We start from the raw sequence: 24,478 nt of genomic DNA on the forward strand, positions 1-24,478 counted from the left end.
AGGTGCTATTTAAGCTTACCGATGATAAGGACATCGCATGAACCTGCAGCTCGTTTGGCTGCGTAGCGACTTACGCATTCATGATAACTCTGCGCTTGCTGCTGCGGCGGCCAAAGGCCCCGTGGTGGCCGTTTTCCTACGCAGCGTGGCGCAATGGCAAACACATGGCCATGGGGCGACTAAAATCGACTTCTGGGCACGCAGTGTTGCGGCGCTCAAAGCGTCGCTTAACGGGCTAAATATTCCACTTTTGCATCGCGATATCGACCACTATGATGAAGCGGCTCAGGTATTGCTTGATATCGCCCGCGAGCACCAGATTACCCAGCTTCACTTTAATTATGAATATGCGCTGAACGAGCAACGTCGCGATCAGTCGGTACTCGATGCTTTTCAACAAGCAGAGATCACCGTTCAGGGTCACCATGACGCCGTAGCCTTCGCCCCTGGCAGTTTGTTGACCGGAAAAGGCGATTATTACGGCGTATTTACACCGTTTTCGAAAGCTTGGCACAAGCAGGTGACTGCACAGCAGCTTGCCTTACGTAATACCCCCGGCGTGCAACCTCCGTTAGCGATCGATAGCGACCCACTGCCCGCGCCTCCATCGCTAGATAATGACCCCGTTGATAAACGCCTATGGCCTGCTGGAGAAGAGGCAGCTAGCGACAATCTCGAACGTTTTTTACGCTTTCGTGGACGGCACTATAAGCAGCAGCGAGACTTTCCAAACGTTCGCGGCACTAGCGAACTTTCGCCCTACCTAGCGCTGGGCATGATCTCCTATCGCCAATGCCTTCAGGCAGTAATGAGTGAAAATAGTGGCCACCTGGCTGATGGTGATGCAGGGCTGACCAGCTGGGTGAATGAGCTTATTTGGCGCGAATTTTATCAGCATGTCGCGGTAGGCTTTCCCCAGGTTTGCCGTCACCAACCTTTTCAAGAGCACACCAAGAAGCTCCGCTGGCGTGACGACGACAAAGGCTTTCAAGCGTGGTGCGAAGGCCGTACCGGCTATCCGATTGTCGACGCGGCCATGCGCCAGCTAGTGACTACAGGCTGGATGCACAACCGCCTGCGCATGGTCACCGCGATGTTTTTAAGTAAACACTTGCTGATTGACTGGCGGCGCGGCGAGGCATTTTTTATGCGCTATTTAATCGACGGTGAGTTTTGCGCCAATAACGGCGGCTGGCAGTGGGCGGCATCAACGGGGACGGATGCAGCGCCCTATTTTCGTATTTTTAACCCCACTACCCAGTCAACGCGCTTTGACCCAGAGGGTGAATTTATTGCCCATTGGCTGCCCGAGTTAAAATCGCTGCCTAAAAAAGCTCGCCATGCGCCGCCCCAGGACATGCTAAACCCAACGGATTACCCAGCTCCCATCGTTGATCATAAAGCAGCGCGCCAGCGTGCCCTGGATGCTTTTAAAGCGCTCTCGAAATAACTCCCCCTTTTTTGCATCACCTACTGCGGTGATGCAAATCGCTCGGCTGCTCTCCCCTCGCATTATCGTTTGCTTATTTTTCTTAACCACCACAGGACTGCGGGATGCCTAACGACCAAGCTTTGGCGAATTTTTGCGCCTTTTTTAATAAACTAGACAACACCTGTACAGAAAAACTATACGAGGTATATACTGAGGAAGTTATCTTCAACGATCCGCTACATCACATTGCTGGGAGGTCGGCGTTAGAACGTTATTTCGCCGCCATGTATGAAAACGTTGAACGTTGCCAATTTACCTACCACACGCAGCAGCAGGTGGCTAATCAAGCATTTGTAACGTGGACAATGGAGTTCGTTCATCCCCGACTAGCCCAGGGAAAACCGATCTATGTCGCGGGTTGCAGTGCCCTAACATTTGCCGAGGATGGTCGGGTTTCAAATCACCGCGACTATTTTGATGCAGGCGCCATGTTGTATGAACACTTACCAATCATGGGTCGTGTCATACGTTGGTTAAAACGGCGCATTAGCTGATAGATGCCATTTATTTGCCTACAGGTTGCATGCTAACAGGCCGTTACAGGAGAGCATGATGAGCACATGGAAAACGCCCCAACGCATTTGGCTCACAGGTGCCACGTCAGGCATTGGTGAAGCGCTTGCCACAAAGCTCATCGCCCAAGGTCATCATGTTGTGCTTAGTGCTCGCAACCAAGAGGCGCTCGATGATTTATGTGACGGTCACCCCAATGCATATTCGCTCCCCGTTGATGTCAGCGACCACCAAGCCGTATTGGCAGCGGGTGAACAGATCAGCACATGGTTGGGCGCACTGGATATTGCCTTATTCAATGCAGGCACCTGCGAATATCTAGATGCTCAGCGTTTTGATATGGCGCTGATTGAGCGGGTTTTCACCCCAAACCTGTTTGGCACCCTGTATGGCGTGGAAGCAGCCCTGCCGTTATTAAGAGCTGCCCGCAAAGAGGGCAAACCTGCTCGCCTAGCCGCCACTTCTAGTGCTTCTGCCTATTTACCGCTGCCCAGAGCCGAAGCCTACGGCGCCTCAAAAGCAGCTATCAGTTACTTTTTGGAGTCATTACGTCTCGACCTCAATCAAGAAGGCATTGATGTCAGCGTCATTCACCCAGGTTTTGTTAAAACCCCGCTGACCGATCGCAATGATTTTCCAATGCCCATGCAAGTCACTGCAGACCAAGCGGCCGATGCCATCATTGCCGGACTTATCAAAGGAAGACTGGATATTCACTTTCCGCGTCGTTTCACCTATCTGGTGAAATGTTTAGGAATTTTACCGCCTGCGCTGCGTCGTCATATCGGCCTACGCATGACAAGACGTCAAGAGGAGCAACAATGAGCACCATGGCTTCACAGCGTATCGCCATTATCGGCAGCGGTATTAGCGGCATGGCAGCGGGTTGGTACTTATCCTCCCAACATGAAGTCACTCTGTTTGAAGCAGACGGGCGTCTTGGCGGGCACACGGCCACGATGGACGTGAAGGTCGGGGGGAAGTCCTACGCTATCGACACAGGCTTTATTGTTTTCAATGATTGGACCTATCCCCATTTCCAACGCTTACTAGAAACACTCGAAGTACCTAGCCAAGCCACCGAAATGAGTTTTTCGGTGCATGAAACCAATGTTGATTTTGAATATAACGGCCATACGCTAGGCTCGTTGTTTGCCCAGCGGCGCAACTTACTTAGCCCCGCTTTTTATCGCCTGTTACGCGATATCTTGCGCTTTAACAAACAAGCAACGGCTGACTTAGAGGCCAAGCGGCTTCCCAGCGACACAACGCTAGGCCAATACCTTGACCAACATGGCTACAGTGACGCTTTTCAGCGCCGTTATCTGCTGCCCATGGGGGCCGCTATTTGGTCTGCGAGCATTGCCGATCTACGCGCCTTTCCGCTGGCGTTCTTCGTGCGTTTTTTCCGCAATCACGGCTTGCTGTCGGTTAACCACCGCCCGCAATGGCATACCTTAGTTGGCGGCTCGAAACGCTACATTCCCAGCATAACAGCGCCATACGCAGCACGTATTCACCTGAATACACCGGTGACACGTATTGAGCGAAATGCCACCAGCGTATTGGTCACCACCGCACAAGGCACGCAACGCTTTGATCATGTGGTGTTGGCTTGCCATGCCGATCAGGCGCTCGCGATGCTGGGCGACTCGACACCCGCTGAACAAAACATTCTTGCCGCTATGCCTTATCAAGATAATGAGGTAGTGCTGCATACCGATACCTCGCTGCTGCCCCGGCGTCAGCGAGCCTGGGCTAGCTGGAACTATCGCTTAGATGGTCGGGGAGCAGATGAGCGGGTGTCTGTTACCTACAACATGAATATTCTGCAGCGATTGAAAGAAGCCGAGACGACTTTTTGCGTCACGCTTAACGACTCAAACAGCATTGACCCTGCGAAAGTGCTCGGACGCTATACCTATGCCCATCCCCAATTCACACTGGCGGGACAAGCAGCGCAGATGCGCCATGACGAGATATCTTCGGTTGCTAGGCGCACTCACTTCTGCGGCGCTTACTGGCGCAATGGCTTTCACGAAGATGGTGTATGGAGCGCGCTGCGGGTTGCCCAAGCACTAGGTTGTGATGAAGCCGCCGCGCCCCCAACAACGCCCACGGCACTCCCTGCTCATGACCTAATGCCCACTAACAGCGTTGGGGAGGGGCTCGGATGATTGCCGCGCCTCGCTCGCGTATTTACCGCGGCACCTTACGCCATCGCCGCTTCATACCTAAAGAGCACGCTTTCAGTTACCGCGTTTGGATGGCTTGGCTCGACTTGGATGAGTTGCCGACCCTGTTTGACAATGTGCCTTGCTTTAGCGCCCGAAGGCCGGCACTAGCGCGCTTTCGTCGTGAAGATTATCTCGCCCCAACGGATAAGCCCTTACGCACAGCGGTACGCGAAGAGCTAATTCGTCAGCTGGGTAGTGCCCCCAGCGGCAAGATTTACGTTCTGACTCAATTACGCACCTTTGGCACTGTCTTCAATCCTATTTCGATGTACTACGCCTACGACCATCTTGGCAGGCTGGCAGCGGTGGTTGGTGAAGTCACTAATATGCCCTGGAAAGAGCGTACCTGCTATGCCTGCCGGATCGCTCCTGATCGTCATAGCCATCATGCAAGCTTTGATAAAGCGATGCATGTATCGCCATTTAACCCGATGGAAATGACCTACCGCTGGAAGCTCAACGCACCCGGCGACCAGCTCTATCTTCACATGGAAAACTGGCAAAGCGGGCAGCGCCATTTCGACGCCACGCTTACGTTAGAGGCTGCGCCAGCGACACGCGGCGTTCTATTAGCAACGCTTGCACGCCAGCCTTGGATGAGCCTGAAAACCGTGGCGGGAATTCATTTTGAAGCGTTTCGCCTTTGGCTGAAGCGCATCCCCGTTTATAACCACCCTAAGCGCAAGGAAACTTCAAAATGACGACCCTGCGTTCTACGCCCCCTGATATACAACCGGTTAACCAGGATCGTTTCACTCGCTGGTTGAAGCCTCGCCTGATGACTCAATTAGATGCCTTCCAGGGTGGCCGTATCACCTTAATTGAAGGCAACCAGTGTCATCACTTGGGTCAAGCAGGACCGCTTCAGGTGACCGTCGTGATTCGCCACTCCCGTGCCTGGAAAAGGCTCGCGTTCGGCGGCACAGTGGGCGCAGCTGAATCCTATATGGATGGCGACTGGGATGCTGATGACTTAGTGGCCTTGGTGCGTTTGTTTGCGGCCAATCTGGATCATGTAAACGGTAAAATGGAAAACGGCAGCGCCCGCTTCACCCGCTGGATGCTTGGCGCTGCCTATCGCTTCCAACGTAATAGCCTTTCCGGTTCAAAGCGTAATATCTCGGCACACTACGATATTGGCAATGACCTATTTGCCACGTTTCTTGATCAACGCCACTGGATGTACTCGAGTGCTGTTTTCCCCTATCCAGAAGCCAGCCTGGAAGAAGCGTCTACCTACAAGCTCGATGTCATGCTCGAAAAGCTAGATGTGCGCCCAGAACACCATTTGCTAGAAATTGGTACTGGCTGGGGTGGTCTTGCAATACACGCTGCCAAAACTCGTGGCTGCCATGTCACGACCACCACCATTTCTGAAGAGCAGTACGCCCATACCGCCCGGCGCATTCAAGAAGAGGGACTTGACGACAAAATCACCCTGTTAAAGCAGGATTATCGTGAGCTGACAGGTCGCTACGATCGACTGATCTCTGTTGAGATGATTGAGGCCGTCGGCCACCAGTATTTGAATACCTACCTTGAAAAGATCGACAGCCTGCTGAGCGACGATGGCCAGGCTATGCTGCAAGCCATCACTATCCGAGACCAACGGTTTGAGGAAGCCAAACGGGATATGGACTTTATTAAGCGCTATATTTTCCCCGGTGGTTTTTTGCCGTCTCATCACGCCATGCTAACCAGCGTGATGCGCAAAACCTCACTGAACGTGGTAGCGCTTGATGAAATTGGCCAGCACTATGCCCGCACTTTACGCGAGTGGCGCCACCGCTTTGAAAGCAGCCTAGAGCAGATAAAGCAACAAGGCTACGACGAACGCTTTATTCGTATGTGGCGTTACTATTTATGCTACTGCGAAGGCGGCTTTATTGAGCGCTCTATTGGTACGTGCCACTTATTGCTAGCCAAACCAGCCGCTAAACCCGCACCGTTAACAGGCGCGCTATAAATGGCTCGCCCTCGCTGGCACGGCTTGCTGTTCAATGCACTTCGCTTCGAAGCGGGCTGGCTGCTGTGCGTTCTAGGTGGCTCAGGAGTGGCAGCCATTATAGGGAGTGCGTTGCTAGGTTGGCATTTCTGGCGCTGTGCCAAACCCGGGGAGTGGCGTTTTATTGGTGTTTTTGCGCTGCTGGGATTAGCGCTGGACGGAGGCCTTCATTTGGCAGGCGGTTTCGACTTCGGTGAGCACACCCTAGTGGCTGGTTTACTACCACTGTGGCTTTGGATGCTGTGGCCGCTGTTTGCAACGCTGGTATTTCACTCGCTTGCTTGGCTGTGGCAATACCCCATGATTGCGGCGGTTTGCGGCGCGGTCAGCGGGCCACTGTCTTATGTTGGCGGTGCAGCGCTCACTGGCGTTAGCTTAGCCCCCTGGTTACTGCCGGCACAGGCCATTATTTGGGCAGCGCTATGTTTGTGTATTAGCCGTTACGCTAACCACAAGCTCGCTGCTTCTAGTGTTGATTAACATCGGCTTCTAGCATTCACGAAGACACTGATTCAGCCAGGATTCGCGGTGCCCAACGCTGTTCAAGCTCCGCAGCAGGTAAGGGCCTAGCAAAATAGAACCCTTGCACTAACGTACAGCCAGCGTTAACCAGAAACTGGCACTGCTCCTGAGTTTCTACACCCTCGGCCACCACTTCTAGCCCCATCCCTTCTGCCATCGCCAACACCGCCGTTACAATAGCGGCATCCGCTTGGTCATGAGGTAATTCACGAATAAACGCGCGATCTAGCTTAATTTTATCTACCGGCAGACGCTTCAAGTAACCAAGCGATGAATACCCGGTACCAAAATCATCGATGGCAATTGCATAGCCTTGACTACGCAACGCCTGCAGGCGAGGTCCCATATCCCCGGCACGCTCGTCCAGCAATACTGATTCCGTTAACTCTAAGCCAATTTGCGACGTTTTTAACTGATAGCGCTCTAAACAGCTAGACAGCTGAGTTTCCAGGTCGCCCTGAAAAAGCTGCAGCGCAGAAATATTGACCCATACCGTCACTTTGGGCATCCCGCTATATTGCCAGTGCGCTTGCTGAGCGCAGGCTTTTTCGATCACCCAACTACCGAGTTCGGCCATCAGCCCATGACGTTCGGCAAGCGGTATAAAATCGCCCGGCGAGATCATGCCAGCCTCAGGGTGACGCCAGCGCAACAGCGCCTCCATGCCCACTAAATCGCCCGTCCCTGGATGATGCTGCGTTTGGTAATGCAGCTCTAGTTGATCACCAGAAATCAACGCCGCCCGCAAGTCGCTCACCAGAGCAAGCTGGGGGTTATCTTGTTTATCCAGCGCGGGGCGAAACCGCTGGCTAAGATTACGCCCTAAGCGCTTGGCACTATATAAGGCAGACTCAAGCCGCTGAAACAGTACGCCTGAATCACTGCCATCTTCAGGGGCTCGACAGCTACCAATCGTTAACCCCAGACGTAACGATTGATCTTTTATTTCGAATGGCCGGCTCATGTGCTCACGTAAGGTCGCTACCCACTGCTCATGGTCGTCGAAGGTGGTCGTGCGAATCACCATAAATTCATCACCACCCAGCCTGCCCACTACGCTACCCGCCATATAGCCTGTTAACCGTTGGGCAAAGCGTGCTAACAAACGGTCGCCCTGCTCGACCCCTAAGCTGTCATTCACCGATTTGAGCCCGTCAATATCAATCAACGCCATATCCAAGCTTTCACCCGCGCGCAAATGGCGCAGCCGAGAAGACATCAGATCGTGTAAGCGGCGCCGGTTTGGCAATCCTGTTAGCGGGTCTTCATAACCAATTCGGCGCAAATCACGCTCGCGGGCTTTTTGAGAGGAAATATCGGTAAAAAGGCTGATAAAGTGAGTAATTTTGCCACGTTTGTCGGTAACCGCACGGACCTTTAGCCATTCGGGGTACTCATCACCGTGCTTGCGGCGATTCCACATTTCGCCCTCCCAACGGCCAGTCGCCTTTAACGTGCTCCAAAACGTCTGATAAAACGCTTTATCGTGACGTTGCGCCGCTAACGTCTCTAGCTTACGCCCAACCATTTCCTGGCTTTCAAAGCCGGTAATTTGAGTAAAGGCGGGATTGACCGACAAGACGCGATTATGTACATCGCTGATGACAATGGCGTCGCTCGCCAAGCCTATTGCATCTTGCGAAAGACGTAGCCGTAAAAACTGTTGGCGTATTTGGTTCCAAGCATCCCAAATGCCAAATGCAACCAAGCTAGCCGCCACCATACGTAACGCAGAGTCAGGCACCCACACACAAGCGGGCAGCGCTATTAACGCCATCCACACCAGCGGACGATTAAGAGAAACAGGCAGCCACATGGCGGTTTAGTGTGTCCTATAAATGGGCCAAACAGGGCATGGATTACAGATCAGGCATCATGCCGCTTAACAAAAAACATGGATACAGCATATTACGTCAATAGGGCGTTTATTGTGCAGAATCGCGTATTTGAAATAGCGAAATACTAACAATGGCTATCGGCAGACAGGTAAAAAGCTGTAGAAAAACACGATAAGTGCCCAACAACGTGCATTCAGAGGTTTCGGGAAGTAGACTAGAGCCAACTACCATCTTGATACTCGGAACGATTCAGTGACCAAGCAACATTCCTTTGATCGCGAAGAACTGCTGGCCTGCTCCCGCGGCGAGCTATTTGGCCCAGGCAACGCACAGCTTCCGGCTCCCAATATGCTGATGCTTGACCGCATCATGCACATTCACGAAGAAGGTGGCGTGCATGGTAAAGGCGAGCTAATTGCCGAACTGGACATCACCCCGGACCTGTGGTTTTTTGATTGCCACTTCCCCGGCGACCCTGTCATGCCCGGCTGTTTGGGGCTAGATGCCATGTGGCAGCTCGTGGGGTTCTACCTAGGCTGGCTTGGCCATCCGGGCCGTGGACGCGCACTGGGCTGTGGCGACGTCAAATTCAGCGGCCAGATTCTACCCGACGCGAAAAAAGTGACATATCACATTAATGTGAAGCGCATAATTACCCGTCGGCTTATTCTAGGCATCGCCGACGGCACCGTGTCTGTCGACGGACGCGATATATATCAGGCTAATGATCTGCGCGTTGGCCTATTCACCTCCACTGCGAATTTCTGACAGGAGGCTCCCATGCGACGAGTGGTAGTCACCGGCCTTGGCATCGTATCGTGCTTAGGCAACGACCAGCAACAGGTCTTAGATGCACTCAAAAACGGGTGCAGCGGTATTCGTTTTAAGGAAGAGTACGCCGAACGCGGCTTCCGTAGCCATGTAGCGGGTAGCGTCGACATCGACCTTGATTCCCTCATTGACCGCAAGCTTCGCCGGTTTATGGGCGACGCTGCAGCGTATGCCTATGTATCGATGGCACAAGCCATTGAAGATTCGGGGCTCTCTGAAGAGCAGGTGTCCAACGAACGGACGGGGCTTATAGCCGGGTCTGGCGGGGCCTCCAGCGCGAATCAGGTAGAAGCCGCCGATGTCATGCGCGAAAAAGGCCTACGTCGTGTGGGGCCATACCGTGTTACCCGCACGATGGGCAGCACCGTGTCGGCATGCTTGGCAACGCCATTTAAGATTAAAGGCGTTAATTTTTCTATCTCATCCGCCTGCGCAACGTCTGCTCACTGCATTGGTAGTGCGATGGAGCAAATCCAGCTTGGTAAGCAGGATATCGTGTTTGCCGGTGGCGGCGAAGAAGAGCACTGGACCCTCTCTTGCCTATTTGATGCGATGGGTGCCCTTTCCACTCATTACAACGATACGCCCGAGAAAGCCTCTCGCCCTTATGATCAAGCGCGTGACGGGTTTGTCATTGCTGGTGGCGGTGGCATGCTAGTGCTGGAAGAGTTAGAGCATGCTAAAGCCCGCGGTGCCAAGATATACGGCGAATTGGTGGGCTACGGCGCTACCTCCGACGGCCACGATATGGTTGCCCCTTCTGGGGAAGGTGCGACGCGTTGCATGCGCCAGGCCATGGCGACGGTTAAGGGTGATATTGATTATATTAACACCCACGGTACGTCTACGCCGGTAGGCGATGTGGCTGAGTTGAAAGCAATCCGTGAGGTGTTTGGCAATACCACCCCTGCGATGAGCTCAACCAAGTCGCTGACCGGCCACTCATTAGGCGCAACCGGTGTTCAAGAAGCGATTTATTCGCTGCTCATGATGCAACATGATTTCGTCGCTGCCTCAGCGAATATTGAGCATCTCGATGAGCAGGCGGATGGATTCGACATCGTTAGAGAGCGGCGTGATGGCGTTACCATCAACCGAGTGCTTTCCAACAGCTTTGGGTTTGGCGGCACTAACGCTTGCTTGGTATTTCAGCGCTTTGATGGCTAATTCCTAGTCATGCAGTGCATGTGCAGTACGCTATAAAAAAACGGCGCCTTACGGCGCCGTTTTTTTATAGTCATCGAAAGATTGCTGATCTTAACGAGACGTTGGCCGCGGCACCTCTGAAATCTCTTGCAGCTGCCCCTCTATCCAGGCTTCAACATCCATCAGCACCTCATCGGGTGTCCGGCCTGCCGTCTCGATAGGCGCACCAATACGCACCCGAAGAACACCGGGACGCTTTACCCAATGGCGTCCAGGCCAGCGTTCACCAGCATTATGCGCCACTGGCAGCACTGGCACGCCTGCTCGGCAGGCCACCACGCTACCGCTCTTGTTGTAGCGCTTTCGAACCCCTGGATCGACACGCGTTCCCTCTGGAAAAATAAGCACTGACAGCCCAGTTCCCAGTCGCGCGACGCCCTGGGTCAACACCTGCTTCATAGCGCGGGCAGGCTTAGAGCGATCCAGACTAATCGGTCGCAACAAGCGTAACCCCCAACCAAATATAGGCAGTCGCAACAACTCCTGTTTTAATACCGTGCAAACGGGTGGCTTCATCACCTGCAGAAACACCGTTTCCCATTCGCATTGGTGGTTGGCCTGGATCACACAAGGGCCCGCTGGAATATTTTCTCGCCCCTGAATGTCGTAGCGCACGCCACACGCAACTTTGAACCACGCTATCAAAAAATGGTTATAGAGGTTTAGCAAACGATAACGGGCAGCCAAAGGCAAAAACGGCGCAATTGGCAAAAAAAGAATGCCAATCAACAGCATGGCAGAAAAATATCCCACATAAAAAACCAAGCTGCGAACCAAATTGATCAAGCCAACTCTCCTGTCCCTTCACCCTGCTGTTGTTCCCGCATCAAACACCACGCATCCAGCATTCGCCCTACCTCCAGCCGCCATGGCTTTTGATGGACACCAAACACATCAAGCACACGGCGGCAATTGAGTACTCGCCGCAGCTTGGCATCATGGTGATGGTTAAGTGCTTGTACTTCGCCAAGGGCTACGCTTTCACCGCGGCCTTCCAGATGGGTTGCCAGTTGGGTGCGAACCATTGAGGTAAACGTAAACGCACTAACCGGCTCGGTGCCCGCTAAGTGGTAAGCTCCCCAAGCATCGGCCCCACAGACTTGCTGCTGTAGCATGCCGATCAACGCCATGGCGACAGCGTCGGCAGACGTCGGGCAAAAAATAACATCTTCAGCGGCGCGAGCAGGCTGGCCAATCATCAAGCTATCGATTATCTCGTTTAGCCACGCATGGCTACCTTCCAGCGCAAACAAGGGACCTAAGCGAACAATGAGATGCCGGTGATACCCAGCACGAATACGGTCACCCGCTTGCACTAAGCGGCGCAGGCTTTCATCCCGAGGGGCAGGCACCACATGTTCATCGATGGGAATTTCAAAACCATCTTCGTAAAGTTGGTCTGAAACACACCACACCAGCGCAATGCCTTGTGCTTGGCAGGCATCGACGCAGGCATCAACGGCATCGGCGTGTGCCATTACATCGGCAGGCGCCATACTGAGCGGGTGCGCTAATGGGGGGATAATCACCGCATCAGGTGTAATCGCTTGGAGTTGAGCAGAGGTAATCGTGGTCCCCTGCTCAATAACAAGCTCTGTATCCGTTCGACGACTGGCTTCCTGGGCTAATGCCAAACTTAAGCAGTGCCCCGCATCTAGTATCAGCAGCTTCAAAACAGAACCTCCCCCTCACCTAACCCCTGGAATGTAGCGAACTATTCAGTTCAGGCGATCAGAACGGAATTTCGTCGTCAAAATCATCGAAGTTGCCTGGATCCGGAGCCCCATAATTGCTGTTTTGATTGGCGGGAGCTGGCTGGCTGTGTTGTGGCCCACGAGCAGGCTGGGGCGCGCCGCCATAGTTACCTTGAGGAGCACCGCCCTGGGGGGGGTAACCACCCTGCTGAGGCATACCGCCACCCTGATGCCCCTGAGAGGCCGAATGCTGAGGAGCGGGGTGCTGCGGCGCGTGTTGCTGCTGGGCTGGTGCGCCTTGTGCAGGGTTATTTTGTGCGTAACCACCTTGAGGGGCTCCGCCACCCTGGAAATCGCCGCCACGACTATCTAGCATCTGCATGTCGTTGGCCACAATTTCCGTGCTGTAGCGATCTTGACCGTTTTGGTCTTGCCACTTACGGGTTTGTAGACGACCTTCAATGTAGACCTTAGAGCCCTTTTTCAGGTACTGCTGGGCAATCTCAGCGGTCTTATTGAACAACACAATGCGGTGCCACTCGGTACGCTCTTGGCGCTGTCCACTTTGGCGGTCCATCCAGGTGTCAGACGTCGCCAAATTCAGGTTTGCTACCGCCGTTCCAGAGGGCGTAAAGCGTACTTCAGGGTCTTGGCCCAGATTACCAATCAAAATGACTTTGTTAATACCGCGCGCCATAGGTCGCTCCTTTCAATAATCGGTCATATATCAATACCAGTGCCCTCAAGGGTATCACTGATACGGCTGACAGGCCTGAATGCCATGCAGCAAATGTGTGTAAAAGCTTCGGTATGTGTTTAAACCTGGAGGTGTAAACGCTTGCTGTACCAATAATCAGAAATGGTCGTTACGTCTTAGGTGGTGATAGCAACCTGCTCAGCGCTGCTTGATCGAGTTCTTTGCGGTTCACTTTTAGGTACATCAAGCGCTCTTCCGGCACCACCATCACATCTTCCACACCCACGACATCGGCTAGATGCTCCATCAACAGATTTAATGCATCAGGCTGCGTATCGTGTAGTGCTACGACCTCACTGGAGAGAGGCGGTGGTGGCGGCATGCGCCACATTGCCAGCCACCATAGCAGCGCCAGCCCTGCACAGCCGAAGAACACCGCATCAAGCCCCCATAGGTTCGACAACAAGCCACCCAGCGTGCCTCCTAAAAAAGCGCCCAAAAACTGACTGGTCGAGTACACCCCCATCGCCGTGCCTTTAGCACCCGCGGGAGCCAGCTTACTGAGCATTGACGGCAGCGTGGCTTCGAGCAAGTTAAATCCTGTAAAAAAAACAAATAGCCATGCGAATAGCCAGCTCTCTTGGGAGAATGGCAGCCCCAGGCTGCCCAAGCTAATGACGATGGCGCCGATTGCCAGCAGGCATATTAATTTCATGTGCTGGTATTTCTCTGCCACAATCACCAGCGGCACCATGGCAATAAATGACAGCGCCATAATCGCCAGGTAAGCCAGCCCGTGATACTCAATCGCAACGCCTGCATTTAACAGGCGGAAAGGAACAGCAACAAAAATCGCCATTAACACCAGATGCAGCGAAAAAATCGACAGATCTAGCCGCCATAAATCGGGGCGCGTAATAACACTTTTAAACTGCTGGCGATCCATCCCCACATCACGGTGGCGCAAACGGCGGGGGGCGGGTGGCACCCATCGCCAAAGCACCACTAAACCGACCAGCGTTAACAGCGCCGTAAACCAAAAAACACCCGCCAGACCCGCCCAGGCCGCCAGCCAGGGGCCAAGAACCATGGCGATAGCAAACGATACGCCAATGGAGAGCCCAATCGTGGCCATCGCTGCCGTTCGCACCTGCTCACGGGTTTGGTCTGCTAATAGCGCCATAATCGCTGCAGCAACGGCTCCACAGCCCTGCAACGCACGGCCCAAAATAATCCCGCCAATGGAGTCGGCCATCGCAGCGACCACGCTTCCTACGGCGAAGATCAGTAAGCCCATGGCAATAACGCGTTTACGACCAATGCGGTCTGACAGCAGGCCAAAGGGAATCTGTAGCGTTGCCTGAGTTAGCCCATAGACACCTAATGCGACACCAATTAGCAGGGGGGTAGCGCCATTTAAGGTGTCGGCATATAGCGCCAACACCGGCAGCACCATAAACAGCCCCAGCATACGAGACGCATAAAGCCCGGCTAAGCCACTGATTGCACGGCGTTCAGTGGCCAGCAGCAGTGCGGAAACCTTGCGCATAATACCCTTGTGGTCAATAAAGAGGCTGAACAGCCCGAGATAACCGCCCATTCTAGCGCTTTGTATCCACGCTGGAAACGCCAAGCGCTGACAGCATATCGAGATGGAGCTTTGCCGGAAGGGGGACAGCAAACGTATAATTACGCTTTTGCCACGCGATTCGAGGTGTTGATGGACAGCATTCTGGTCAGGGGTGCACGCACCCACAACCTCAAGCAGATCGATGTGGAGCTGCCCCGCGACAAACTTATCGTCATTACCGGCCTTTCTGGCTCAGGTAAGTCGTCGCTGGCGTTCGATACGCTCTACGCTGAGGGACAACGCCGCTATGTGGAGTCACTTTCCACCTATGCGCGTCAGTTCCTTTCGATGATGGAAAAGCCCGATGTAGATCACATCGAAGGGCTTTCACCTGCGATCTCTATTGAGCAGAAATCCACTTCCCACAACCCACGCTCTACCGTCGGCACAATTACCGAGATTTACGACTACCTGCGTCTACTGTTCGCCCGGGCAGGCACACCACGCTGTCCAGAGCACGGCGAAGAACTGGAAGCACAAACCATTTCCCAAATGGTCGACCAAGTCATGAATCTGGCCGAAGGCACCAGGCTAATGCTGCTGGCGCCGGTGGTGAAAGGCCGTAAAGGGGAGCACCTGCAACTGCTGGCAGAATTGCGGGCTCAAGGCTTCGTTCGGGTACAGATTGATGGCCAAGTGCTAGAGCTTGACGATATTGCCCCGCTCGACAAGCGCAAGAAACACGATATCAGCGTAGTGGTTGACCGTTTTAAAGTACGCGATGATATTGCCCAGCGTCTGGCAGAATCGTTTGAAACCGCCATTAATCTCGCCGACGGCACGGCGATGATCCACTTTATGGATGGCGGCCAGCAAGATCTTGCCTTTTCGGCACGCTTTGCCTGCCCGGTATGTGGCTATTCGCTTTCTGAACTTGAGCCGCGGATGTTTTCGTTCAACAACCCAGCGGGGGCTTGCCCCACCTGTGATGGCTTAGGCGTTCAGCAATATTTTGACCCCGACAAGTTGATTAGCCATCCGGAACTTTCGCTAGCAGAAGGCGTGATTAAGGGCTGGGATCGGCGCAATATTTATTACTTTACCCAACTCCAGGCGCTGGCTAAACATTACCAGTTTGAGCTTGAAACGCCATGGATTGAGCTGGCCAGCCATGAGCGTGAGATTATTTTAAATGGCAGTGGCAGCGAACAAATTCCCTTTGTCTATGTGGGTGATCGTGGCCGCAAGGTAACGCGCGAGCACGCCTTTGAAGGCGTACTACCCAATATGCAGCGTCGCTATCGGGAAACCGAATCCAATATGGTACGTGACGACTTGGCCAAGTATATCGCCGTGCAACCCTGCACCACCTGTGGCGGTTCGCGGCTGCGTCAAGAGTCACGCCATGTGTTTGTCGATGACCATAACATTGCCGATATTGTGCATTTACCTATTGGCGAAGCGTGGCGCTACTTTGCCGAACTTTCCCTACCGGGCCGTAAAGGCGAGATTGCCGACAAGATCGTTAACGAAATTCATGCTCGGCTAGAGTTTTTGGTTAATGTAGGGCTCGACTACCTGAACCTGGAGCGCAGCGCTGACACGCTATCAGGGGGCGAAGCCCAGCGTATTCGTCTCGCCAGCCAAATTGGCGCGGGGCTGGTGGGTGTGATGTACATTCTGGACGAGCCCTCCATCGGCCTGCACCAGCGGGATAACGACCGTCTGTTGAAAACCCTGGAGCGCCTACGCGACCTGGGCAACACCGTGATCGTGGTGGAGCACGACGAAGACGCCATTCGCGCTGCGGATCATGTCCTCGACATCGGTCCTGGTGCCGGAGTCCATGGTGGTGAAATTGTCGCCCAAGGTACGCCGCAAGACGTTATGGACAACCCCAATTCGCTGACGGGTCAGTACTTATCCGGCACCCGAGAAATTGCCGTACCGCCCTACCGTATTCCCGGCAATCCGGAAAAGCAGCTGGTGGTGCGTGGCGCTACGGGCAATAACCTGCAAAACGTCACGCTCAGCCTACCGCTGGGGCTGTTTATTGCCGTTACGGGGGTTTCCGGCTCGGGCAAGTCGACGCTGATCAACGGCACGCTGATGCCGATTGCAGCCCGCGAGCTTAACCGTGCCACCACGCTTACCCCCGCGCCTTATCAAAAAATCGAAGGATTAGATCAGCTTGATAAAGTGATCGATATTGATCAGAGCCCTATCGGACGGACACCCCGCTCCAATCCAGCCACCTACACCGGTATTTTCACACCGATTCGTGAGCTGTTCGCGGGCACTCAGGAAGCACGTTCGCGGGGCTACAAGCCAGGCCGATTCAGCTTTAACGTTAAAGGCGGTCGCTGCGAAGCGTGTCAGGGCGAAGGCATGATTAAGGTAGAGATGCACTTCCTACCGGATATTTATGTGCCTTGCGATGTGTGTAAAGGCAAACGCTACAACCGCGAAACGTTGGATATCCACTATAAAGGCAAAACGATCCACGAAGTGCTGGCCATGACGGTAGAGGACGCCTTGGAATTCTTCAGTCCAGTGCCTGCTATCGCTCGTCGTTTGCAAACTTTGTTGGATGTGGGCCTTTCCTATATCCGCCTAGGGCAAAGTGCCACTACCCTTTCTGGCGGTGAAGCGCAGCGGGTCAAACTGGCCCGTGAGCTAGCCAAGCGCGACACCGGAAAAACGTTATATATATTGGATGAGCCAACCACTGGCCTGCATTTTGAGGATATCCGTCAGCTACTCACGGTACTCCACCGGTTACGTGATCACGGCAATACCATTGTGGTGATCGAGCACAACCTGGATGTGATCAAAACGGCTGACTGGATTATTGATCTTGGCCCAGAAGGTGGCTCTGGCGGTGGACAAATTATTGCCGAAGGAACACCGGAACAGATTGCCAAGCAGAGCGTTTCCCATACAGGGCATTTCCTGGCGCCGTTGTTAAAGCGTGGTAATCGCGCCAAAAAAACCGCCTAGAGCGACTTCCAGGGCGGGCCTGCCCTCCCTGGAAAATGACAGCGATATGCCTGCCCCCACAAGGACGCCAAGAGAGCAGAAAAGACCAAGCAACATAAAACGGCTCTGTTTATATTGATTAACGTTTATATTGATCAACAACGCGGCCGGTTAATTGTTGCTAACCTTTTTAGGAGAAGGAAGCTGTGGATCAGGATAAAAGCTGCATTATTAGCCACTTCAATCACTACTGCTCACTAACTGAAGAAGAAAAAGCACTATTAATAGAACTGGAAGAGAGCCCTACCGAGATCAAAGCAGGATCACTACTGTGGGAAGTTGATGCTCCCGCGAATGAGTTTTGCACCTTGCGCAGTGGCTGGGCTTACTCCTATCGACATTTAGAAAACGGCGACCGGCAAATTCTGGAAGTATTTTTGCCTGGCGACATTATCGGTTTGCGAGAGTTTGCGTTTTCCAGGCGGCTGGAAAACGTGCGCATGATAACCGACGGCGTGGTCTGCCACTTTCCTCATAAGCGCATGCTAGAGCTATTTCGTCAGTCACTAACGCTTACCTCGGTGATGTTTGCCATTGGTAGCCGTCACCAGGCCCTCCTCACGGAACGGCTGGTCAACTTAGCGCGGCGCAGTGCTCGGCAAAAAATGGCTCACTTTCTCCATGAAATGTACCTACGTTTACGCCAAACGAACCATGACATCAGTGAACAGTTCCGGTTGCCGCTTTCTCAAGAACAGTTAGCCGACATTCTCGGTTTGAGTCCGGTTCATGTGAGCCGAACCTTTAGTGCATTGAGTGAAGATGGCTTGGTGTTCCGTGACCGTCATAACGTCACCATCCCCGACTTGAAGGCGCTGGCTAGCGAAGGGGAGTTCGACGACTGCTATTTAACCGATAACGTCAGGCCGCTACTGATGAGCGTCTGAGCCTTAGCGCCTAAATCAACGGCTGAATTTTGGTTCTTAAAATGTTTTGCTCTTAAAACAAGCAAGGCCGCGTGGCTCTCTAAGCCGCGCGGCCTTGTTCGTTAGCGTTTGAGCTGGTTTGGCTGGCTTAGCCGCACTTAGACCAGCCGCAGCCTGCATAGCAGGTTGGACAGCCATCCATCATAATAAGCTCACCGCGACACTCGGGACAGTTACCCACGACTGCCGGGCCACTGCCTTCAGGCTTTTTTAGGCTATTTTCTTGCTCAGCGGCGCCACCAATTGGCTCCACGGCGCCAACCGCTGGGCTGGTGTCTGGTTCTTCATCGACCGGAGGTTGCCAAGCATGGCCATGCTGCATGCGGTGCGCATAACGCTCTACCAACATCTCTACCGGTACTTGGTTACCATCCTGGTCCAAAAAACCGCGCCGATAAAGAATTTGCTGGATCGACCAGGCAATCGCCGCCACTTCGGAATCGTGAAACATTGGCTTGTTCCAACGGTTCATACCACAGCGTACCAACCCCTTATCCCACGCTACTTTGCGCAGGTCAGCCACCGCCTGAGTAACATATCCGCCGCGCGCAGCAAGGGAAAGGCTACGCATCGTTGCCGTAATCCATTGATGCTCGCTGGAAAGCTGTCCTGATGGGAAAAAGAACTCAACCGGGCGTTCAATGATCACACGTCGACCACCTACCACACCTTCTACCGGCATAAATGAGACCAGCAGGTAAACCTTTTTACGGCCTTCCGCCCCCACATAAGAGATTTTTTCGGATACCGCTTCTAACGTACCCTCTGGACGCGAAGGAATCCTGACCGTTAGCGGGTCTTCTTCCGGAAGTTCGGGAGCAGGCGCTGTTGGCTCCTGCTGCTTGATACGGTAACCAACGATTTTTGAGGTAATTTCTACAGCCATGGTGTTCTCCACTTAGCAAAGGGGGCCGGGGCAAAGGGTGTCGGGCGATATTCGTAGCAGGGCGTAGCCCGCCCTTACCATTTGCCGTAGGTGCCCTCTTTTAAGGCGTCAAACAGGTTGGCGGCGTTATGCTCTTCACCGTCGTAGACCACCGTTTCATCGCCGGCCAGTTCTAAGGTCTCGCCATTTTCCAGCTCAAACACGTAGGTGGTGTTTTTTAAATCATCTTCACGTACCAGAACGCCCTGAAATGCTTCTGGGTTGAAGCGGAATGTCGTGCAGCCTTTGAGGCGGCTCTCATACGCCTGTAGATAGAGATCCTGGAATTTCTCAAACGGGAACTCTGTCGGCACGTTAACTGTTTTAGAGATTGCCGAGTCGATCCACTGCTGAGCGGCCGCCTGCACGGCCACATGCTGCTCAGGCGACACGGAGTCGGCGGTAATAAAGTAGTCGGGTAAATCGCTTTCCACCGCATCGGCGGCAATAAAGTGACGATAAGCGGCTAACTCGAACGAGACAACTTCCACCTGCTCTTTGGTTTTCTTACCCGATTGAATGATATTGCGGAAATAACGGTGCGAGAACGAGGGTTCAATGCCGTTGGAGGCATTATTCCCCATGGATAGCGAGATCGTGCCGGTGGGCGCAATCGAGCTGTGGTGGGTAAAGCGTGCCCCATGTTCCGCCAACTGGGTGACCAGTTCAGGATCAAGCTCAGCCACTTTCGCCATATACTGGCTATAGCGGGCATGCAGAATACGTCCAGGCACATTATCACCCACTTCATAACCATCAGCAGCGAGTTGGGGGCGCTCACGCATCATCTTCGGGGTAATCGTATGCTCTTGCTCAAGCACAGGCGCCATGCCTTTCTCTTTAGACAGCTCTAGCGCTTGCTTCCAGCCTTCCAGTGCGAGGTGGCGGCTAACTTCTTCGGTAAAGGCCAACGACGCCTGGGAGCCATAGGGAATTTTAAGCATGGTCATCGTTGAGCCAAGCCCCAAAAAGCCCATGCCGTGACGGCGCTTGGCTTCAATCTCACGCTGTTGCTGCGGCAATGGCAGACCAGCAATTTCCACGACGTTATCGAGCATACGCGTAAAGATCGCTACCACCTTGCGATAGCGTTCCCAATCAAAGCGTGGCTTGTCACTGAACGGCTCAATCACAAATTTGGTCAAGTTGACCGATCCCAGCAGACAAGCGCCTTCTGGCGGCAGCGGCTGCTCGCCACACGGGTTGGTGGCGCGAATATCCTCGCAGAACCAGTTGTTGTTCATGCGATTGACTTGATCAATCAGAATAAACCCAGGCTCAGCGTAGTCATAGGTCGAGGACATAATGGTGTCCCACAGCTCGCGCGCTTTAATAACTTCAACGACACGGCAAGCCACGCGGCCTTCATCATCGACCGTATAGCCCTCTTCAATGACGGGCCAGTCGCGATAAATCAAATCGCCCGCTTTTACATCGTCTTTTTCACCAGGGTGCAATGGAAACGCCAGCGGCCAGTCGGCGTTATGCTTCACTGCTTCCATAAATTCGTCGGTAATCAACAAGCTAAGGTTAAACTGGCGCAGACGACCGGCTTCTCGCTTAGCTTGAATAAACTCACGAACATCAGGATGGCCAACGTCGAAAGTGCCCATCTGAGCCCCTCGGCGTCCACCTGCGGATGCCACGGTGAAACACATCTTGTCGTAGATATCCATAAACGCCAGCGGCCCGTTAGTGCCAGCCCCGGCACCAAACACAAACGCTCCCTTATGGCGCAGCGTCGAAAAGTCGTAGCCAATACCGGCGCCAGACTTCAACGTCATACCGGCATCAACGACGGAGTCGAGAATATCGCGCATAGAGTCGCGAATAGTGCGGGAAACCGTGCAGTTAATCAGGCTAACCGCCGGTTTGTAGGCTTCAGCGCCCGCATTGGAAAGGATTCGTCCGGCAGGAATCGCGCCGTTTTCTAACGCCCAGTGGAATTTTGGCAGCCATTCGTTAGCATTGTCACCTTCAACCGCCGCCAACGCTCGCGCGACACGCTCAAAGGTAGCACCCACATCCTGATCAACAGGTTGGCTATGGCGATCTTTTAACCGATATTTGGCATCCCAGATATCTTTTGAGGGAATCTGTAAGGGGACGTCATTCGAAGTCTTCATAGCCTTTGCTGCGGTGCTCATGTCGCGAAACTCCTTCACAACGGGGTGAAATTAGCGCTCAAAACGGAGCGATTATACGTTCTGCGACTATGAAGTATAGACTTGACTTTACACTATATGCGGCATTTCTCTTGTTAAAAACTACTACATATAGAAAAATCAGCGCGTTACCTTTTGCTTATCTGCAACACACGATAGGCTAATGTTTTTCTTGTGCGATGCCACCTTTATGCCTACATTCAAGCCTTTTGCGTTAGTGACCTTTAGCGCCATATTTTCCAGCACTGTACTGCCTAGCATGGCAACAACGTTCAATATTGATGACGTACAGCCCCACGGGCATTGGCAGTCAATGGCGCTAACGTTAGGCAGTGAGCGGCACTTTCGCGCCGTGGAAACCCATAGCTATTCAGATGCCACCTTGAGCTTGAACGCAACTCAGGGTGTTTGCGACTTACCGTGGCTGGAAATGCGGGTCACGTTGGCGGAACAGCAAGGCGAAAGCCGCGCGGTTAACTTAGTGCCAACTAGGCTCCGGGTGGATGACACACCAATCATTGATACCATGGCTGAGTTTATTACTGAGCGTGGCGATGATGGATTTTATGCGCACTTCTACCTAAGCGAGCTACCAACATTAATGGCTCAAATGAGCCAGGGAGAGCAGCTGTTTATTGGTTTCGATCAACAAGATAGCGACCCTTGGTACATGACCTTTAGTCTTGATGGCGCTGATGCTGCCATAGCGAGAATGCAGCGTTTATGCGGTCGTGCCGACAATCCATGATGCTACCTGTCACTGCACGCTTTTTTCAGCGATTTCAACGCGGTTACGCCCATTATGTTTAGCTCGGTACATCGCAGCATCGGCCCTGGCGATGAGGGTTTTGCAGCTGTCATAGGGATGCCATACTGCAACACCAATGCTGACCGTTATCGGTTGGCTCAAGCCCTTCACCTGTAGTGTTGCCACTAGCCCACGCAAGCGTTCAGCAAGCCCTTCTGCGGCTTCCATACTGGAGTGGGTGGCCAATACCACAAACTCCTCCCCTCCCCAGCGCCCCAAATGATCACAGCCCCGCAGTGAGCTTTCCACCATGCGGGCTAGCGAAATCAGCACATCATCGCCCACGCTATGGCCGAGGGTGTCATTAATCTGTTTAAAATGATCGACATCAAATAACAGCAGCGCAAAAGTCGCTCCGTAACGTTTTGCTGCTACTAGTTCGGCATCAATAGCCTGCTCGATGCGGTAACGGTTCCACACCTGAGTGAGCGGGTCAAAATGCGCCAACTGCTCTAATCGTTGATTCGCTTCTGCCAGCGCTTTACGCTCGCGCTCCAGGTGCATATTGAGCGTGCTGATCTCATAAGCAGAAATCGCCAGTGTTAAGTCTTCCCCCAAGTCCATCGCAGCTAGCCGTTCGACGCGTTGCCAGGCTTCGCTTTTTCCTGTCACCTCCTCACACCACGCGTCAGAAGGCGACATTGCCATAGGCGGCAGGGATACCGAAGAGGGCTGCATCGCCCAGTAGAGCGTTTCCACTTGCTCAGGACGAAAAAATATCAGCCAGCCGCGCCGAGCAGGGTCGGTAGGCAACGGCACGGCAAGTACTCCGCTCTGCTCTAGCATGTCTAAAGAGCACGTTAGCGGCTCTTTGGCTGCCTCTTGGGTACACCATGGCCCACTATGGATGTGGGATTTTTCAATCCGCGTGACCAGTTGGCCAATCACTTCCGGCTTGGGCGTATTGCCTGATTGATAGATGCTACCTTTTACCCATAACGCAACGCCATTGGCACGGAAGAGCGACTTCCATCTGTCGGCATGCTCGGTAAATAGCTGATAAGGCCCCTGGGGCTTTAAGCGATTATTGCTTGAAAGCACCAAGCTGTCTTGTACGCGCTGCAAATAGCGCGCTTCTTGGCGAGCTCTCAGCAGCAGCAGCCGTTGAGTAGCCATTTGCACCAAGGTACGTACCGCATCTCTCACGGGCGGTGTTACAGGGTAAGCTGCTGCCGAATGGCAAAATAGCAGCCCCCAAAGACCGGTATCCCCCTGCATGGCCACGCTTAGTGCGCCGCGTACGCCCAGTCGTTGTAAGTACTGTTGCCGCTCAGGAGCCGGCGCACGCAGGAAACAATCACTGACATTTACATTTACTACACTCGCAGGCAGTAGGTGCTCACCGGGTGCTGTGACATCTTGGATCAGTCGCACCGAATGGCGCTCATAAGCGCGCCTTAGAGCAATAGGAAAGTCTTTGGCAGGAAAGCGCTGCCCTAACAAGGCCGGTAAGTGATCTGCCGCCACTGCGACACTCGACTGAGCGCGCCTCTTAGCTAACGACTCAGCCACGATTACTCCATGCCAATCACTATCGAGATGGCATACAGATACCCGGTCATGCCCGGTTAACTCTTGTACCGACATCACTAGGTAATCAAGTAGCTCTTCTTGATGGGTCGCTTCCGCTAGGCGCATCAGGCGTTCGTTCACCGTGCCAAGCAGACGCTGTTTACCGAGAGTATGAAGGGGCTCTATCTCAACCAGCACATGCACACCGGCACGGTAAGCATGTAACTGGAAACGGTTTGATCGAGTAGGACACTTAAAGGTGAGTGGCCCCGGCAAACGCTGTTGGCCTTGTAGCTCGTAGCGTATGCGCTGGCTTAAGCGCTTGCCTAGAACGCTGGAAAGCGTTGGAAGACGCCCTTCAGGAAGGCTTACTCCCAGCAGTTCCGCAAAGTTGCTACTAAATGCCTGTATGCGCCGACAGTCAGCATCGAGCACCAGTAATGCACCGAACGACTGTAGTAGCGAGTGATGCTTCGACACAGAGATGGCCTCAAGAAA

20 protein-coding genes are annotated in these 24,478 nt (G+C 53.5%); 12 read left to right on the forward strand and 8 right to left on the reverse strand.

The annotated features are described in order from the left end of the window. The first annotated feature begins 37 nt into the window (after positions 1 to 37). The 7 genes from phrB to HVE01_RS06410 all read left to right on the forward strand — a co-directional run bounded on the left by phrB (position 38) and on the right by HVE01_RS06410 (position 6,727). Positions 38 to 1,450 (forward strand): deoxyribodipyrimidine photo-lyase, encoded by a 1,413-nt coding sequence (gene phrB, locus HVE01_RS06380; protein ID WP_146943060.1) that lies wholly within the window; start codon positions 38 to 40, stop codon positions 1,448 to 1,450. 104 nt (positions 1,451 to 1,554) lie between these two features. Further along, the gene (locus HVE01_RS06385) at positions 1,555 to 1,986 is read left to right on the forward strand and encodes a nuclear transport factor 2 family protein (RefSeq protein WP_146943062.1); all 432 of its coding nucleotides are present in this window, start codon (positions 1,555 to 1,557) and stop codon (positions 1,984 to 1,986) included. 58 nt (positions 1,987 to 2,044) lie between these two features. Then, positions 2,045 to 2,830 (forward strand): SDR family NAD(P)-dependent oxidoreductase, encoded by a 786-nt coding sequence (locus HVE01_RS06390; RefSeq protein ID WP_125744893.1) that lies wholly within the window; start codon positions 2,045 to 2,047, stop codon positions 2,828 to 2,830. Further along, positions 2,827 to 4,182, forward strand: coding sequence for an NAD(P)/FAD-dependent oxidoreductase (locus tag HVE01_RS06395; protein ID WP_146943064.1), 1,356 nt, complete (start codon positions 2,827 to 2,829; stop codon positions 4,180 to 4,182). Before HVE01_RS06390 ends, HVE01_RS06395 begins: the two co-directional genes overlap by 4 nt. Continuing rightward, positions 4,179 to 4,943, forward strand: coding sequence for a DUF1365 domain-containing protein (locus HVE01_RS06400; protein WP_125744889.1), 765 nt, complete (start codon positions 4,179 to 4,181; stop codon positions 4,941 to 4,943). Before HVE01_RS06395 ends, HVE01_RS06400 begins: the two co-directional genes overlap by 4 nt. After that, positions 4,940 to 6,208, forward strand: a complete 1,269-nt coding sequence (locus HVE01_RS06405; RefSeq protein ID WP_125744887.1) for an SAM-dependent methyltransferase — start codon at positions 4,940 to 4,942, stop codon at positions 6,206 to 6,208. Before HVE01_RS06400 ends, HVE01_RS06405 begins: the two co-directional genes overlap by 4 nt. Continuing rightward, positions 6,209 to 6,727, forward strand: a complete 519-nt coding sequence (locus tag HVE01_RS06410) for a DUF2878 family protein (protein WP_146943066.1) — start codon at positions 6,209 to 6,211, stop codon at positions 6,725 to 6,727. It begins immediately after the preceding gene. A gap of 16 nt (positions 6,728 to 6,743) precedes the next feature. On the opposite strand, the gene HVE01_RS06415 is transcribed toward HVE01_RS06410, so the two are convergent. Continuing rightward, positions 6,744 to 8,585 (reverse strand): putative bifunctional diguanylate cyclase/phosphodiesterase, encoded by a 1,842-nt coding sequence (locus tag HVE01_RS06415; protein WP_146943067.1) that lies wholly within the window; start codon positions 8,583 to 8,585, stop codon positions 6,744 to 6,746. A 274-nt stretch (positions 8,586 to 8,859) separates the two neighbouring features. Here HVE01_RS06415 and fabA point away from each other — a divergent pair, with 274 nt between their 5' ends. Then, positions 8,860 to 9,375 carry a 3-hydroxyacyl-[acyl-carrier-protein] dehydratase FabA gene (gene fabA, locus HVE01_RS06420; RefSeq protein WP_038480285.1) on the forward strand — a complete coding sequence of 172 codons (516 nt, stop codon included), beginning with the start codon at positions 8,860 to 8,862 and terminating at the stop codon, positions 9,373 to 9,375. Between the two features lie 12 nt (positions 9,376 to 9,387). Continuing rightward, on the forward strand, positions 9,388 to 10,605 hold the full coding sequence (fabB, locus tag HVE01_RS06425) for a beta-ketoacyl-ACP synthase I (protein ID WP_125744881.1): 1,218 nt from the start codon (positions 9,388 to 9,390) through the stop codon (positions 10,603 to 10,605). Between the two features lie 90 nt (positions 10,606 to 10,695). On the opposite strand, the gene HVE01_RS06430 is transcribed toward fabB, so the two are convergent. The 4 genes from HVE01_RS06430 to HVE01_RS06445 form a co-directional block, all read right to left on the reverse strand. Beyond that, on the reverse strand, positions 10,696 to 11,430 hold the full coding sequence (locus HVE01_RS06430; protein ID WP_125744879.1) for a lysophospholipid acyltransferase family protein: 735 nt from the start codon (positions 11,428 to 11,430) through the stop codon (positions 10,696 to 10,698). Continuing rightward, on the reverse strand, positions 11,427 to 12,317 hold the full coding sequence (locus HVE01_RS06435; RefSeq protein WP_146943068.1) for a sugar nucleotide-binding protein: 891 nt from the start codon (positions 12,315 to 12,317) through the stop codon (positions 11,427 to 11,429). Before HVE01_RS06435 ends, HVE01_RS06430 begins: the two co-directional genes overlap by 4 nt. 58 nt (positions 12,318 to 12,375) lie before the next feature. After that, complete coding sequence (locus HVE01_RS06440) at positions 12,376 to 13,035, reverse strand: single-stranded DNA-binding protein (RefSeq protein ID WP_125744875.1); 660 nt, start codon at positions 13,033 to 13,035, stop codon at positions 12,376 to 12,378. Positions 13,036 to 13,204: 169 nt separating this feature from the next. Then, the gene (locus HVE01_RS06445) at positions 13,205 to 14,584 is read right to left on the reverse strand and encodes an MFS transporter (protein ID WP_146943121.1); all 1,380 of its coding nucleotides are present in this window, start codon (positions 14,582 to 14,584) and stop codon (positions 13,205 to 13,207) included. 171 nt (positions 14,585 to 14,755) lie between these two features. Here HVE01_RS06445 and uvrA point away from each other — a divergent pair, with 171 nt between their 5' ends. Then, positions 14,756 to 17,605 (forward strand): excinuclease ABC subunit UvrA, encoded by a 2,850-nt coding sequence (gene uvrA / locus HVE01_RS06450; RefSeq protein WP_146943069.1) that lies wholly within the window; start codon positions 14,756 to 14,758, stop codon positions 17,603 to 17,605. Between the two features lie 185 nt (positions 17,606 to 17,790). Then, entirely contained in the window at positions 17,791 to 18,531 is a 741-nt protein-coding gene (locus HVE01_RS06455; RefSeq protein WP_125744871.1) for a Crp/Fnr family transcriptional regulator, read from the forward strand. 127 nt (positions 18,532 to 18,658) lie between these two features. Here HVE01_RS06455 and HVE01_RS06460 read toward each other — a convergent pair whose 3' ends face one another. Together HVE01_RS06460 and HVE01_RS06465 are read right to left on the reverse strand one after the other, a co-directional pair. Further along, the gene (locus tag HVE01_RS06460; RefSeq protein ID WP_125744869.1) at positions 18,659 to 19,456 is read right to left on the reverse strand and encodes a ribonucleoside-diphosphate reductase; all 798 of its coding nucleotides are present in this window, start codon (positions 19,454 to 19,456) and stop codon (positions 18,659 to 18,661) included. A gap of 74 nt (positions 19,457 to 19,530) precedes the next feature. Next, positions 19,531 to 21,642 carry an adenosylcobalamin-dependent ribonucleoside-diphosphate reductase gene (locus HVE01_RS06465; RefSeq protein WP_146943070.1) on the reverse strand — a complete coding sequence of 704 codons (2,112 nt, stop codon included), beginning with the start codon at positions 21,640 to 21,642 and terminating at the stop codon, positions 19,531 to 19,533. Between the two features lie 277 nt (positions 21,643 to 21,919). Between HVE01_RS06465 and HVE01_RS06470 the strand changes: the two genes are divergently transcribed. Then, positions 21,920 to 22,408, forward strand: coding sequence for an invasion associated locus B family protein (locus HVE01_RS06470; protein ID WP_240645184.1), 489 nt, complete (start codon positions 21,920 to 21,922; stop codon positions 22,406 to 22,408). Positions 22,409 to 22,417: 9 nt separating this feature from the next. On the opposite strand, the gene HVE01_RS06475 is transcribed toward HVE01_RS06470, so the two are convergent. Further along, complete coding sequence (locus tag HVE01_RS06475; protein ID WP_146943071.1) at positions 22,418 to 24,460, reverse strand: sensor domain-containing diguanylate cyclase; 2,043 nt, start codon at positions 24,458 to 24,460, stop codon at positions 22,418 to 22,420. Positions 24,461 to 24,478 lie beyond the last annotated feature (18 nt).

The organism is Vreelandella venusta, assembly GCF_007989605.1.
Taxonomy (GTDB): Bacteria; Pseudomonadota; Gammaproteobacteria; order Pseudomonadales; family Halomonadaceae; genus Vreelandella; species Vreelandella venusta.